Consider the following 14,046-nt stretch of genomic DNA (forward strand, 5'->3'; position numbering starts at 1 on the left):
TCGCGTCCGCGGCCGTCAGGCCAGCGCCCGGACGGCGATGCCTTCCTGCTTCAACCGTTCGCGGATGCGGCTCGCGAAGGCCAGTGCGTGGGCGCCGTCGCCATGCAGGCAGACGGTCTGCGCATTGACCGGCACGACGCTGCCGTCGATGGCGGTCACCCGGCGGTCGCGCACCAGCGAAAGCGTCTGCGTGATCGACTGCTCCTCGCTCTCGATCAGCGCGCCGGGCTGGCTGCGCGGCACGAGGCTGCCGTCGGGCATGTAGCCGCGGTCGGCGAACACTTCCTCCACGGGCACGAGACCGGCGCGGCGGGCCGCGTCGATCATGTTGCTGCCCGCGAGGCCGAAGAACCTGAGGGATGGATCGAAGCGGCGCACGGCCTCGCACAGCGCCTCGGCGAGCTCGGGCTCCTTCACGGCCTGGTTGTAGAGCTGGCCGTGGGCCTTCACATGCGAGAGCCTGCCGCCCTCGGCCTTCACGATGGCCGCCAGCGCGCCCACCTGGTAGAGCACGTTGGCCACGATCTCCTCGGGCGGCAGGTGCATGGTGCTGCGGCCGAAGTTCTCGCGGTCGGGGAAGCTCGGGTGCGCGCCGATGGCCACGCCGTTGCGCATCGCCCAGCGCACGCACTGCTGCATGGTCTTCGCGTCGCCTGCGTGCCAGCCGCAGGCGATGTTGGCAGAGCTCACGAGCGCGAGCAGTGCTTCGTCGTTGCCGGCGCCTTCGCCGAGGTCGGCATTGAGGTCGATTTGCATGGTGGGCTTCCTCTTTTCGCGATTTCCCGCGAAGTCTATGTCGTGCTCGGCCAGCCTGCAGCGGCCAGACCCTGTGCCACCTGCGACAGGTAGCGCTGCTGCGCGGCCCATGCAGCCAGCGCCCTCGGCTGGTCGACCTGCACGAGGCGCAGTTGGCCGTTGAGCGGCGCCTGCGCGAGCTTCCAGAGGTCGGCGCGGATGACCACGCCGATGCGCGGATAGCCGCCTGTGGTCTGCGCATCGCCCATCAGGATGATCGGCTGGCCCGAGGGCGGCACCTGGATCGTGCCGGGAATCACGCCCGACGAGAGCATGTCGCCGCTGTGTTTGCGCTTGAGTTCGGCACCCGCGAGCCGACTGCCCATGCGGTTGCTCTGCGGCGTGATGCGCCAGCGCTCGCCCCACAGCAGCTCGCGCGCGGCCGGCGTGAACAGCTCGAACTCGGGACCGGGCAGCACGCGCAGGACGATGGCACCGTCGTCTTCGTCGGGGCCCCAGTCGGGACCGCGCAGGCCGAAGGCACGGCGTTCGCGTTGTGCCGCATCGAGAGAGGAGGCACCCGTCGGGAGCCGGTCGCCCTTGCGCAGCGCACGGCCTTCGAGGCCGCCGAAGCCGGCCTTGAGGTCGGTGCTGCGCGAGCCGAGGACCGGGGGCACGTCGATGCCGCCCGCCACCGCGAGCCAGCTGCGCAGGCCGGTCTTCTTCACGCCGGGCGCGTTGGCACCGGCGAGCCTGAGTGTCTGGCCGGCCGCGACCGGCACGCTCCAGCAGGGCCACAGCGGCACGCCGTCGAGGCTGGCGCCGAAGCCGTCACCGGTGAGGGCGATGCGCGTGGCGGCTTCGAACTGCAGCTCGCAGCCGCCCATCGTGAGTTCGAGGCCCGCCGCGCCGTCGGCATTGCCGACGAGCCGGTTGGCCAGCGTGAGCGACAGCATGTCGAGCGCGCCGCCCGGGCAGATGCCCAGCTGGCGATGGCCGTGCCGGCCCAGGTCCTGCACCGAGGCAAGTACGCCGGGCTTGCGTACGGCAATCATGCCTGCACGCTTTCTGCAATGAAGCGCACGCGGTCGCCAGGGCGCAGCAAGGTGGGCGGTTCGGCCGCCGGATCGAACAGCTCCAGCGGGGTGCGGCCGATCAGCTGCCAGCCGCCCGGCGACACCATCGGATAGATGCCGGTCTGCTCGCCGCCGATGCCGACCGAGCGCGCGGGCACGGCGGTGCGCGGCTCGGCCCGGCGCGGCGTGGCCAGTTCGGGTGGCAACCCGCCCATGAAGGCGAAGCCCGGCAGGAAGCCCAGCAGGTAGACGACGTACTCGGCGCCGCTGTGCCGCCGCACCACCTCGGCCGGCGTGAGGCCGGTGTGAGCCGCGACGTCGGCAAGGTCCGGCCCGTGCTCGCCGCCGTAGGCCACCGGGATCTCGACCAGCCGGCCTTCGACGGCACGGCTCGGCAGCCTGGGCCAGGCTTCGAGCACCTGCGCGGTGAGCGTGTCGAGATCGATCACCGTCGGGTCGAATGTGAGCGTGAGGTTGTTCATGCCCGGCAGCGTTTCGCCGACGCCCGGCCATTGCTGCGCCTGCCGGGCCAGCGCCCAGATGCGCTGCTGCTGCACCAGCGTGGCCGGCGCGGGCAGCTCGCACAGCAGCGCTGCATCGCCCAGCAGATGCAGGCGGGGCAAGGGGATGTCGCTCACCTCACGCCGGCCCGCAGTTCAGGCTGGACTTTTCGCGGAACACCGTGGAACCGGCTTTGCCGGGCCACCGGTGTTGCCCCCGGCGAGTGGGGGAGAGCCTATTCACGGCCGAGGCTGCGGACCTTGGCCGCCAGTTGCTGCCCCACATTGGGGGAGACGAACTTGTGGACTTCACCGCCGAGCATGGCGATTTCGCGCACGAAGGTGCTGGAGATGAACTGGTACTTGTCGCTGGGCGTCAGGAACACGGTCTCGACGTCGGGCATCAGCGAGCGGTTCATGCCCGCGAGCTGGAACTCGTAGTCGAAGTCGGTCACGGCACGCAGGCCGCGCACCATGGCCTTGCCGCCGCGCGCCACGACGAAGTCGCGCAGCAGGCCCGAGAAGCTCTCGACGGTGACCTGGTCGCTGTAGGGCTTCACGGCATCGCGGGCCATGTCCATGCGTTCGGAGAGCGTGAACAGCGCCTTCTTGTGGTGGCCCGCGGCGACCGCGACGATCACCTTGGAGAAGAGCTGGGTTGCGCGCCGCACCACGTCCTCGTGACCGAGGGTGATGGGATCGAAAGTGCCGGGGTAAACCGCGATCACGTTGCTGGCCATGGTTGCTTCTTCCTCATGCTGCCGGTGCGGCTTGTCCGGCGGATTATGCAGTCCTATCCGCCGCGCGCCGCAGCAGATGGGCATGAACGGCGCCGGCCTTGAGGTAACGAAAACCGACAAGGCCGAAGGCGGCAAGTTCTTCGTCGCTCCAGCGGCGCGGCGCTTCGAGGTACACCGAGCCGCCGTCACGCAGCGAGCGCGCGGCGGCGCGCAGCGCCGGCTCGTAGAGCGCCGTGCTGTCGAATGGCGGATCGAGGAACACGGCATCGAGGCTGCCGGCCGGCACCCGTTCGAGCGCGGTCACCCCGTTGCCGCGCTCGATGCGCACGGACTCGGCGGCCAGCTTGGTCTTCGTGGCCTGCAACTGGGCGGCCAGTGCGGCGTCCTGCTCGCACAGCAGCACGTTCGCGGCGCCGCGCGAGGCGGCCTCGAAGCCGAGCGCCCCGGTGCCCGCGAAGGCGTCGACGCACTGCCAGCCGGGCAGTTCGCCGCCACCGGCGCCGGCCAGGCTTGCGAGCCAGTTGAACAGCGTTTCGCGCACGCGGTCGGGCGTGGGGCGCAGGCCGGGCTTGTCGGCCACGGCGAGGCGGGTGCGCTTCCATTCGCCGCCGATGATGCGCACTTCGCTGGGCCGCGGCGGACGCTTGGGTGTAGCAGGTGCGGAAGGACGTTTGGCGGGGGCGGCTTTCTGGGGCATGCGGCGAGCTTAACGCCGCCGTCCGGGCACCTTCTCAGATGCCAGCCAGTGCGCGCCGCGCCAGCATGGCCGCCAACACGAGCATGGTTCCGCCCACGAGTGCGTCGAGCATCCGCCAGGCGCGCGGACGTGCGAACACCGGCGCGAGAAGCCTTGCGCCGAAGCCCAGCGAGGTGAACCACAATGCACTTGCCGTGGCCGCGCCCGCCACGAACCACAGCCTGAGCAGCCCCGCGTACTGCGCCCCCGCGCTGCCCACGAGCAGCACCGTGTCGAGATAGACATGCGGGTTCAACAGCGTGAAGCCGGCCGCCTGCGCCACCACGGCCGCGCGCGACAGCGAAACGCCCCCCGCCGTGGCCTGCAGCGCGGCGGACCGGCGCGAACGCCAGAGCGCCTTCAGTCCGTAGCCGCAAAGAAACGCCGCGCCGAGCCCCGCGAGCACCGTGGCCAGCATCGGCCGCCCCTGCAGTGCCTGCGCCATGCCGGTCACCCCCGCGCCGATCAACACCGCGTCGCTGGCCGCACAGAACAGCACCACCGCGCCCACGTGCTCGCGACGCAAGCCCTGGCGCAGCACATAGGCGTTCTGCGCGCCGATGGCGACGATGAGGACCAGGCTCATGAAGAGCCCATTGGCGAAGGCGGTGGTGGTGTGTACGGCTTGCATGCTTCGAGCTTGCCGCTGGATGCAAGTTAACTCAAACTAAACTTTCTAACGCAAGTTCAGTTTCTCTTCATCACTATGCTCGACTACGCCGCCCTGAACGCCCTTGCCGCCGTCGTGCGCGAAGGCAGCTTCGAACGCGCCGCCCGCGCCCTGAACGTCACGCCCTCGGCGGTGTCGCAGCGCATCAAACAGCTGGAGGAACGCACCGGCGGCGCGCTGCTGGTGCGCGGCCAGCCCTGCGTCGCAACGCAGGCCGGGCTGCAGCTGTGCCGGCATGTCGAATGCGTGGGCATGCTGGAGCACGAGCTGCGCGATGCCCTGCCTGCCCTCGGCATGGCCGGCGACAAGGCGGGCGGCGAGCGCGTCACGGTGCGGGTGGCCGTCAACGCCGACAGCCTTGCGACCTGGTTCATGGTGGCTGCCGCGGCCTTCGCCGCGCAGGAGCCGGCCGCGCTGCTCGACCTCACGGTGGACGACCAGGACCACACGGCCGAACGGCTGCGCAGCGGCGCGGTGCTCGCGGCCGTCACCGCGCTGGCCCAGCCGGTGGCGGGCTGCAACAGCGAGGCGCTCGGCACGATGCACTACGTGGCGGCGGCCAGCCCCGCGTTCGTGCGCGAGTATTTCGCCAAGGGCGTGGGCGCCCGCACGCTGGCGAGCGCGCCGAGCCTGGTGTTCGACCGCAAGGACAGGCTGCAGGCACGCTGGGTGCGCCGCATCTGCCACCGCAACGTGGAGACGCCGCGCCACTGGATTCCCTCGCCCAATGCCTTCGTCGAGGCGGCGTGTGCGGGCATGGGCTGGGGCATGCATCCGGCCAGCATGGTGGCCGATGCCATTCGCGAGGGAAAACTGGTGGAGCTGGTGCCCGGCTCGACGCTGCCGGTGCCGCTCTACTGGCAACAGGCGCGCGCAGTGCCGCGGCTGCTCGAAAGGCTGGGAGCGGCGGTGCGCGCAGCCGCCCGCCGCGGCCCGCACGCCCTGGCGTGACCGGCTACGGCTACGGCTGCGCCTTGGCGGTCTTGGCGTCCTTGCCGCCTACCACCACCGTCACCATGCGCTCGGGCTGCAGCTTGCGCTGGAAGGCCGCCTTGACGTCGGCCGCCGTGACCGCGTTCATGCGCGCGGTCCAGGTGTCGAGATAGTCAAGCGGGAGGTCGTGCCAGGCGATGTTGGCGACGTTGCCGATGAGCTTGCGGTTGCTGTCCAGCAGCAGCGGAAAACCGCCGATCAGGTTGTCCTTCGCGGCCTTGAGTTCGCTGGCAGTCGGGCCCTCGGCCACGAACCTGGCGACCACTTCGCGCGACATCTTCACCGCCTCCTCGGCCTGGTCGGGCCGGGTCTGGAAGCCGACGCGGAAGGCGCCCGCATCGAGCCCCGGCGCGAAGCCGCTGTAGATGCTGTAGGTCAGGCCGCGCTTCTCGCGCACCTCGTTCATCAGGCGCGAGACAAAACCGCCGCCGCCGAGCACGTAGTTGCCCAGCGTGAGGGCGAAGTGGTCCGGGTCCTTGCGCGGATAGCCGGGCTGGCCGACGAAGACGTGGGCCTGGGCCGAGTCGAAGGGAATGCGCTCGTCCTTCGGCGCTGCCAGCGCGGCCACCGGCGCGATGGCCGGCAGCGGTGTGCAGGACTCTGACGCCGGGAGCCGCGACAGCAGCGTGGTCGCCAGCGTCTCGGCTTCGACGCGCGTGACGGCGCCCACGATGCTGAGCTTGGCGCGGCACGGCACGATGAGCTGCTGGTAGCGCTGGCGCATGGCGGCGATGTCGATGCGCGCCAGTGTCTCTTCCGTCACTTCCTGCCCGTAGGGATGCACGCCGTACACCGCGTGCGCGAAGGCGCGGCCCGCGATGGTCGCGGGCTTGGTGTTGGCTTCCTTGATGGCCGCGTTGATGCGTTCGCGTTCGCGCTGCCAAACGTCGTCCGGAAAGGCAGGTTCGCCGATCTCGCGCGACGCCAGCGCGACCGCCTTGTTCAGCAGCGCGGGATCGGACAGCGTGCGCAGCGAGTAGCTGGTGCGGTCGGTGCCCGCGCTCACGTCGAAGCTGGCGCCCAGATCGGCCCAGGCTTCGCCCAGCGCGTTCTGGTCGAGCGCCGGTTCGCCGACCTTGCCGGCGCGCACGCCCTTCTCCACCATGGTCGCGGTGGCGCTGGCCAGGCCGGCCTGCGCCGCGGGGTCGCGGCGGCTGCCGGCGTCGAAATCGACCTGCATGTCGACGATCGGCAGCGCGTTGGTCGACACGAGGTAGATCTTCGCGCCGTTGGCCAGCGTCCATTGCTGGATGGGCAGCGCGGCCCGCGCGCTGGTGATGCCCATGAGGGCCGCGCCTGCGAACAGGGCGCATTGCGCGATCTTCTTGAGAGTTTTCATGGAATCGGGACCTGTCTTTCAGCGCATTTCGCCTGCGGGCGCCGCGAAGCCGCGGCCACGTGGCTTGGCTTCGGGCGGCAGGGGGCGCAGCGTGGCGACCGTGAGCTGGTCGTCGCCGAAATACTTGGCGGCCACCGCCTGCACCTGGGCAGCCGTGACGGATTGCAGCCGGGCGACGATGCGCTCGCTCGCGTCGAGCGGCAGGCCCTGGATCCAGTTGCTGCCGAGTTCGCGCGCCTGGGCCATCACCGAGTCGCGCTTGTAGGTCTCGCTCGCCACCCACTGGGTCTTGACGCGGGCCAGCTCGGCTTCGCCCACGCCGTCCCTGGCGACGCGCGCGACCTGCGCGCGCAGTGCGGCCTCGACCGTCTCGGCGCTCTTGCCGGCGGCCGGCACGCCGTCGAGCATGAAGAGCTGCGGGCCGCGGCCGATGAATCCCGAATAGGCACCCGCCGAATCGGCGACACGGTCGGGGCCTTGGGTCAGGGCGCGGTCGAGCCGGGCGCCGGCGTAGCCGTCGAGCACGGCCGACAGCACCACCAGCGCCCAGGCATCGCTGTTCGCGTCGTCGATGTTGGCGAGCTGCGGTATGCGAAAGGCCAGCGACACATACGCCTGCTCGGCCGGTGCCTTCAGTTCGATGCGGCGGATGCCGCGCTGCGCCGGCTCGGTGCGCGGCTTGCGCACTGGCACGGCGCGAGAGGGAATGCGGCCGTAGTACTTCTCGGCCATGGCGCGCACCTGGGCCACGTCGACATCGCCAGCCACCACGAGCACGGCGTTGGCGGGCACGTACCAGCGCTTGAGGAAGGCGCGTGCGTCCTCGGGCGTCATGGCGTCGAGGTCGCTCATCCAGCCGACCACGGGGCGGTGGTAAGGCGAGGCGGTGAAGACGGCGGCGTTCTGCTGCTCGCCGAGCAGCGCGCGCGGCTGGTCTTCGGTGCGCAGGCGGCGCTCTTCCTTGACGACCTCGATCTCGCGCTTGAACTCGTCGTCGGGCCACTGGTTGTTGGCGAAGCGGTCCGATTCGAGCTTCATCACCTGCTCGAGGCTGCCGACCGGGATCTGCTGGTAGTAGCCGGTGTAGTCGCGGGTGGTGAAGGCGTTTTCCTGGCCACCGAGGGCCGCCACGCGGCGCGAGAACTCGCCGGGCTTGATGTCCTTGGTGCCCTTGAACATCATGTGTTCGAGCGCATGCGCCACGCCCGAGGTGCCGTCGACCTCGTCCATCGAGCCCACGCGGACCCATACCATCTGCACCGCCGTGGGCGAGCGCCGGTCGGGCTGGACGATCAGCGTCATGCCGTTGGCAAGCGTGAATTGCCGGGGGCCGGGCGCGGCTGCTGCTGCGGCGGCGGGAGTCGAATCAGTCTGGGCCTGCGCAGGCATGGCCCATGGCGCCAGAAGCGCCATCGCCAGCACCGCACCAGACGCAGCACGGCGTGGCGGGAGGTGTTTCATAGAATGGGTCGGATTGTAAAAAGCTCCCGATGTTCAGTTTCTTCAAGAAAAAACCGCCTGCCGAGACCCCCGATACGCCGGCTGCCAACCCGCCGGCCGCGCCGGAGCCCGCACCGGCACGCTCCGTGTTCTCGCCTTCGAGCTGGTTTGGTTCGAAGCCGGCGGCTGAAGAAGCGCCTCCTGCGCCCCCGCCTGCAACGCCACCCGTGCCGTCCCCGGCGCCTGCGCCCATTGCCGCGCCGCCGGTCGCGGCGGCGCCCGTACCGGTCCCCGCACCCGCACCGACTCCTGCGCCAGCGCCAGCGATCGAAGCCGCCGTCGCCACCGAGCGCAAGGGCTGGTTCGACAAGCTCAAGACCGGCCTGCGCAAGACCGGCACTGGCATCCAGGCCGTGTTCGTCAACGCGCAGATCGACGACGCGCTGTACGAAGAGCTCGAATCCGCCCTGCTGATGGCCGACACCGGCGTGAAGGCGACCGAGTACCTGCTCGACGACCTGCGCGGCCGCGTCAAGCGCCAGATGGCCACCGACGCGGCGCAGGTCAAGGTGCTGCTGGCCGAGGCCATCGCCGACCTGCTCCGTCCGCTCGAGAAACCACTGGTCATCGGCCGGTTCACGCCCACCGTCATCATGGTGGCCGGCGTCAACGGCGCGGGCAAGACCACCTCCATCGGCAAGCTCACCAAGCACCTGGCCGACGAAGGCGCCTCGGTGCTGCTGGCCGCGGCCGACACGTTCAGGGCGGCGGCGCGCGAGCAGCTGCTGGTCTGGGCCGACCGCAACACGGTCGAGATCGTCAGCAACGAGGGCGGCGACCCGTCGGCCGTGAGCTTCGATGCGGTGAACGCCGGCAAGGCGCGCGGCAAGGACGTGGTGCTCGTCGACACGGCCGGCCGGCTGCCGACGCAGCTGCACCTGATGGACGAGCTCAAGAAGATCAAGCGCGTCGTCACCAAGGCCGACGCCACGGCGCCGCACGAGGTGCTGCTCGTGATCGACGGCAACACCGGGCAGAACGCGCTCGCACAGGTCAAGGCCTTCGACGAGACACTGGGCCTGACTGGCCTCGTCGTGACCAAGCTCGATGGCACTGCGAAGGGCGGCGTGCTGTGCGCCATTGCGCGCGAACGGCCGATTCCGGTTTATTTCATCGGCGTGGGCGAGAAGCTCGAAGACCTCGAGACCTTCAACGCCCGCGAATTCGCGCAGGCGCTTCTCGGATAGGAAGGAAAAAGCGGCCCCTGCTTGCGCCGGGGCCGCTTTCGCTTTCTATTTTTTCTCTCCCTTGCTCCCTGACCGGCTGCTGGAGGTTCAGAGGCCGAACAGCGACACCGGAACGCACAGCGAGCCGGTTGCGCAGTTGAGCGGCTTGAAATAAAGCGTCTTGATCGCGCCGCTGGGCAGCCCGATGCCGCCGACCAGCCCGCCGCCCTTGGCGCCTTCGGTGTTGGCCTGCTGAATGAAGGCCGTGCTGCCGGGCTGGGGTTCCAGCGTGTAGAAGCTGAAGGTGGCCGACTGCGACAAGTCCTTCGCGTAGATCACGCCCCCGCCGTCGCCGAACAGGTACTCGGTGCGAGAGCGGAAGCCGCGCCCACCGCGCTCGTTGAGCTGGGCGAGGTAGGCGGTGTCGTTGCCGGCGATGTCGCCGATCTCGTAGGCATAGGTGGCGCCGGCGGCCGCATTCCTCTCGTAGATCGACACGGCACTGGGATCGCCCACGAGGAACGCGGGCGCCACGTTGTAGAAGCCCTCCGCGCCCTGCCCGTTGGCCTGGGCCAGGAACCCCGCCTTGTTCGCCGACAGCGGCTCGACCCGGTAGCTGAAGACGCCCTGCGCGCCGTTGTTCTTCCGATAGATGTAGAACTGGTCGCCGTTGATGATGTACGAACCCACCCACTGAAAACCGCGCGCGCCGACTTCATTGGCCTGGGTCAGGAAGGCGGCGTTGTTCGCTGTGATCGGATGGAGCTCGTAGCTGTAGGTGGTGTCGGCGTCGCGCACGTAGCCCTCGACCTGTTCGGCGGTGGTTGGGCTGGTCGTGAAGGCGAAGCCGCTCAGGAAGCGGAAACCGCGTGCGCCCTGCGCATTGAGGTTGGCGGCGAATGCCCCGCGGTCGCCTGCCAGCGGCAGTGCCTCATACATGAAGGTGCGCGTGGCCGGCACGGGAGCCGGCGCTGGCGGCGCGGGAGGCGGTGGTGCCGCAGGCGCAGGCGGTGGCGGGGGTGGCGTGCCGCCGTCACCGGGCGGCAGCGGAAATCCGCCGCCACCGCCACCGCCACCGCCTCCACCACCACCGCATGCGACCAGGGCAAGTGTGCCCGCCACTGCAAGCGCGACCGCCGCTCGTTTGAATTTCATTGAAGAACCTCCGCTGTCGATTGTTCGAATTGCACCGCTGCGGCCGGGATTGGCATGCCGCAAGGGGACTCCATCGAAGGTAGGGCGAGAGGTTGACTCTCGCCAGTGCCGAAAGTCATTGCATTCGCGGGTCAGGTGCGCGAAGCGGCCTCAGTGCATGGCGATGGATTCAGGCGTCAGGGCGCAGCGGCTGCTTCGCCGTGACGAGCTCCGCCATGGCCTGGAGCAGCGATGCTGCGACCACCGGCTTGAACAAGACCGGCACCCTCGATTCGCGCACCCGCTGCAGCCGATCGGGCGAGGTTTCTCCTGTGATCAGCAGCAGCGGCACTCCGGCGCTGCCGCCCTGCCCCTGGCTCAATCGCAGGCCCGCGTCGAGCCCATCTGCACCGTCGGCCAGGCGGTAGTCGCACAGCAGGAGATCGAAGGGACGGCGCTCGCCGATCGCCTGCCGCAGGGCGGCGGCAGCGCCAGCCTCGTCCGCCACGGCATGGGCGTCGATGGCATGGGAACGCAGCAGGCCGGTCATGGCTTCGCGGATTTCGAGTTCGTCGTCCAGCAGCAGCACGCGGCTGGGCAGGACCGGCGCGGGGCTGCTGCGCTTCTCGGTGGTCGCTCCGGTCATGGCGGCCGGTGCCGGCACCCCTGCCACCGCGCGCTCCGCCGCACTCACGGCCGGCACCACCACGCGAAAGTGCGTGCCCCGCCCCAGCCGCGAACGCATCTGCACCGGATGCCGGAGCAGCAGCGACAGCCGCTGCACGATCGACAGCCCAATGCCGAGCCCCCGCGAGCGGTCGCGGCCCGGATTGTTGATCTGGTAGAACTCCTCGAAGATCCGGCCGGACTGCTCGGGCGCGATGCCGATGCCGCTGTCGCGCACCTCGATCCACACCGCGTCGCCGCGCTCGCGGGCCGCGACGGTCACGCCGCCCCGTGCGGTGTACTTGAGCGCGTTGTCCATCAGGTTCGACAGCATGCGATGCAGCAGCTGCGGGTCGCTGTGCACCCACAGGCCGCTGGCGCGCACGCGCAGCTGCAGCTGCTTCTGTTCGGCCCGCGCCGCAAAGGTGTGATTGAGCGGCAGGAACAGCGCGTCGAGCTGCACCGGCTGCGGCACGGGCGTGATCACACCGGCGTCGAGGCGCGAGACGTCGAGCATGGTGTCGAGCGAAGCGCCCAGCGCGTTCACCGCGCGCATCAGGCGCTCGGCGTTGCGGCTTTCGGGGCGGCCGCGCAATTCGTTCTCGAGTGCGGCGCCGAACAGCGCGATGGCGTGCAGCGGCTGGCGCAGGTCATGGCTGGCGGCGCCGAGAAAGCGCGTTTTTTCTTCGCTCGCGCGCTCGGTCGCGGCGATCTGCTCGCCGAGCCGCGCGGCCAGCGCCTCGTTCTCGAAGCGCAGCATGAGCGATTCGGTCAGGAGCTTGTGCTGGCCGATGCCCGCGCGCAGCGTCAGCAGCAGGTAGGCCGCGCCGGCCGCAGCCAGGAAAAGATGCAGGCCGTCGCCCTGCCACGCCAGCGCCGTGAGCAGGCCCAGCGACATGGGCAGCGTGTAGCCGAACAGCGCGGCCTTCAGCGGCCACAGCGACTGTGCGGCGCGAGAGCAACTGCCCACGACGACGGCCATCAGCAGCGAGGTCATCGGCAGGTTGTCGTACGGGACGATGAGCCAGGGCACCACCGCCGTGACCATGCTGACGAGTGTGACCATGCGCGAAATCTTGCGGGCCCAGTACGCGCTTTCGCGCGCGGGGCGCGAGGGGTTCCATCGTGGCGTGAAGAAGACGTAGACATCGACCATCAGCAGACCGGCCAGCCAGAACAGCAGGTTCGGGTTCTTCAGCTGCGAATAGATGATGGCGCCGAACACCACCACGAAGGCCATGTGGGTCAGCGTAGAAGTGCGGTAGGTGTCGTAGACCGAGGCGACGTGCTCGCGCAGCACGCGCTGGGCGAGAGCGTGGTCGGGGGGCGGGTCGTTCGGCGCGACGGGCTGCACGCTTAATGCAGGGTGCTGATCAACTGGGCGCGGGAACGCATGCCGAACAGCAGCAGGATGGTGGAGACATGGTTCTTCACCGTGCCCTCGCTCAGGTTTGCGAGCTGTGCGATTTCCTTGTTGGCCTTGCCTTCGAGCACCCATTGCAGCACCTGCATCTGCCGCGGCGTGAGCTCCCGCCAGGCGCTGGCGTGCGCGAATTCCGCATAACCGGCGAGCGATTTGGGCATTGGCGGGGGCGGCAGTTCCGCCGCGTCGGGCGAAGCTGGATCGAGCAGGCCACAGGCGCGGATGAAGCTCACCACCTCCTTCAGGTCGGCCGACTTCGGCAGGAAGGCGGCGGCGCCCAGCGCGAGCACGCCCTGCGCCAGCGCGCTGCTGCCGGTGCCCGAGAGCACCACGATGCGCGCGGCCGGAAAGCGCCGGCGGAACTCCGCCAGCCCGCTCAGGCCGTGCGTGTCGGGCAACGCGAGATCGAGCAGCACCAGGCCGATGGAGGCCTGGTGGGTTTCGTACAGCGCGATCGCATCGGCAGCGTTGGCAGCCTCGAAGACTTCGATGCTCGCGCCGGACGAGGCAGCCTGCGCCTGCACCAGCGCGCAGACGCCCAGACGCAGCAGGTCGTGGTCGTCCACGACAAGGATCGCCCCGGGTGCACGGGTGGAGGCGCCGGCCTCCGCGGCCGGTGACAGAGATGCGGATGGAGAGTCGAAGGACGGCACGTGCCGATCTTAGCGACGGGGCCTTTTGGCGACAGTGCACAAAGTCACGGCGTGCACGGCAGCCGTTGTCCTTGGCGCTACATTTTTTATAGCAATTTCATGGCGGGCGCCTTGCCATCGGGCTTTGCCGTGGGCACCATCGAATATCTCGCCGCATCCCACGGCGTCCCGGAGACCCGCCATGACGCACACCGCCGCCGCCCCCCTTGGATCGAGCGACCGCAAGGTCGACCGGCTGCTCGCCCATTACGAGGAGAGCCACCGCCATCCGACCAACGAACTGATCCATTTCGTGGCCATCCCGGCCATCATGCTGAGCATCGTCGGCTTGCTGTTCGCGCTCCATCCCTGGGTGGCCTACGGTTTCGTGGCCGCCAGCCTCGTCTACTACGCCTTGCTGCGCTCGCCGGCCTTCCTGCTGGCCATGCTCGCCCTGACCGCACTGGCCTTGGCGCTGGTGCATGCGATGGGCGGACTTGCATTGCCGATTTCAGCCGCTATCTTTGTGGTGGCCTGGATCTTCCAGTTCGTGGGCCACAAGATCGAGGGCAAGAAACCTTCGTTCTTCGAAGACCTCCAATATCTCTGGGTCGGACCGTTGTTCGTGCTGTCCAAGCTTTTCCTAAAGCTGGGGGTACGCTGGTAGCCCTGGTCTATCACGACGATAGAAATTCAAGGGAACCCTTGGTTTAGCACTCCCTCTAATCGAGTGCTA

Annotated in this window: 14 protein-coding genes; 3 read left to right on the forward strand and 11 right to left on the reverse strand. The window is 69.3% G+C overall.

Features of this window, described 5'->3' with window-relative positions; translation table 11 throughout:
• Positions 1-15 precede the first annotated feature (15 nt).
• From pxpA to PMI12_RS20625, 6 genes are all read right to left on the reverse strand, one after another.
• Positions 16-756, reverse strand: coding sequence for a 5-oxoprolinase subunit PxpA (pxpA, locus tag PMI12_RS20600; RefSeq protein WP_007836309.1), 741 nt, complete (start codon positions 754-756; stop codon positions 16-18).
• 35 nt (positions 757-791) lie between these two features.
• Entirely contained in the window at positions 792-1,790 is a 999-nt protein-coding gene (locus PMI12_RS20605) for a biotin-dependent carboxyltransferase family protein (RefSeq protein WP_007836311.1), read from the reverse strand.
• Positions 1,787-2,434, reverse strand: a complete 648-nt coding sequence (gene pxpB, locus PMI12_RS20610; RefSeq protein ID WP_007836313.1) for a 5-oxoprolinase subunit PxpB — start codon at positions 2,432-2,434, stop codon at positions 1,787-1,789. Before pxpB ends, PMI12_RS20605 begins: the two co-directional genes overlap by 4 nt.
• Positions 2,435-2,547: 113 nt before the next feature.
• On the reverse strand, positions 2,548-3,051 hold the full coding sequence (coaD, locus tag PMI12_RS20615; RefSeq protein ID WP_007836315.1) for a pantetheine-phosphate adenylyltransferase: 504 nt from the start codon (positions 3,049-3,051) through the stop codon (positions 2,548-2,550).
• A 43-nt stretch (positions 3,052-3,094) separates the two neighbouring features.
• A complete protein-coding gene (locus tag PMI12_RS20620) occupies positions 3,095-3,748 on the reverse strand; it encodes an RsmD family RNA methyltransferase (protein ID WP_007836316.1) in 654 nt (217 codons plus the stop codon).
• 34 nt (positions 3,749-3,782) lie between these two features.
• Positions 3,783-4,418: a LysE/ArgO family amino acid transporter gene (locus PMI12_RS20625; protein ID WP_007836318.1), complete on the reverse strand. Its 636-nt coding sequence runs from the start codon at positions 4,416-4,418 to the stop codon at positions 3,783-3,785.
• Between the two features lie 75 nt (positions 4,419-4,493).
• On the opposite strand from PMI12_RS20625, the gene PMI12_RS20630 reads away from it, so the two are divergent.
• Positions 4,494-5,408: a LysR family transcriptional regulator ArgP gene (locus PMI12_RS20630; RefSeq protein ID WP_007836319.1), complete on the forward strand. Its 915-nt coding sequence runs from the start codon at positions 4,494-4,496 to the stop codon at positions 5,406-5,408.
• 10 nt (positions 5,409-5,418) lie between these two features.
• Here the strand turns inward: PMI12_RS20630 and PMI12_RS20635 are convergent, their stop codons facing one another.
• Entirely contained in the window at positions 5,419-6,789 is a 1,371-nt protein-coding gene (locus PMI12_RS20635; RefSeq protein ID WP_007836320.1) for a M16 family metallopeptidase, read from the reverse strand.
• A gap of 18 nt (positions 6,790-6,807) precedes the next feature.
• Positions 6,808-8,250 carry a M16 family metallopeptidase gene (locus tag PMI12_RS20640; RefSeq protein WP_157632253.1) on the reverse strand — a complete coding sequence of 481 codons (1,443 nt, stop codon included), beginning with the start codon at positions 8,248-8,250 and terminating at the stop codon, positions 6,808-6,810.
• A gap of 29 nt (positions 8,251-8,279) precedes the next feature.
• Between PMI12_RS20640 and ftsY the strand changes: the two genes are divergently transcribed.
• Entirely contained in the window at positions 8,280-9,476 is a 1,197-nt protein-coding gene (gene ftsY / locus PMI12_RS20645) for a signal recognition particle-docking protein FtsY (protein ID WP_007836323.1), read from the forward strand.
• Positions 9,477-9,563: 87 nt separating this feature from the next.
• On the opposite strand, the gene PMI12_RS20650 is transcribed toward ftsY, so the two are convergent.
• The 3 genes from PMI12_RS20650 to PMI12_RS20660 form a co-directional block, all read right to left on the reverse strand.
• Entirely contained in the window at positions 9,564-10,610 is a 1,047-nt protein-coding gene (locus PMI12_RS20650) for a hypothetical protein (protein ID WP_007836325.1), read from the reverse strand.
• A 169-nt stretch (positions 10,611-10,779) separates the two neighbouring features.
• Entirely contained in the window at positions 10,780-12,609 is a 1,830-nt protein-coding gene (locus PMI12_RS20655) for an ATP-binding response regulator (protein ID WP_007836327.1), read from the reverse strand.
• A 2-nt stretch (positions 12,610-12,611) separates the two neighbouring features.
• Positions 12,612-13,331, reverse strand: a complete 720-nt coding sequence (locus PMI12_RS20660) for a response regulator transcription factor (protein WP_007836328.1) — start codon at positions 13,329-13,331, stop codon at positions 12,612-12,614.
• 181 nt (positions 13,332-13,512) lie between these two features.
• On the opposite strand from PMI12_RS20660, the gene PMI12_RS20665 reads away from it, so the two are divergent.
• The gene (locus PMI12_RS20665) at positions 13,513-13,977 is read left to right on the forward strand and encodes an Mpo1 family 2-hydroxy fatty acid dioxygenase (RefSeq protein WP_007836331.1); all 465 of its coding nucleotides are present in this window, start codon (positions 13,513-13,515) and stop codon (positions 13,975-13,977) included.
• Positions 13,978-14,046: the final 69 nt, after the last annotated feature.

This window comes from Variovorax sp. CF313 (assembly GCF_000282635.1).
Classification (GTDB): domain Bacteria; phylum Pseudomonadota; class Gammaproteobacteria; order Burkholderiales; family Burkholderiaceae_C; genus Variovorax.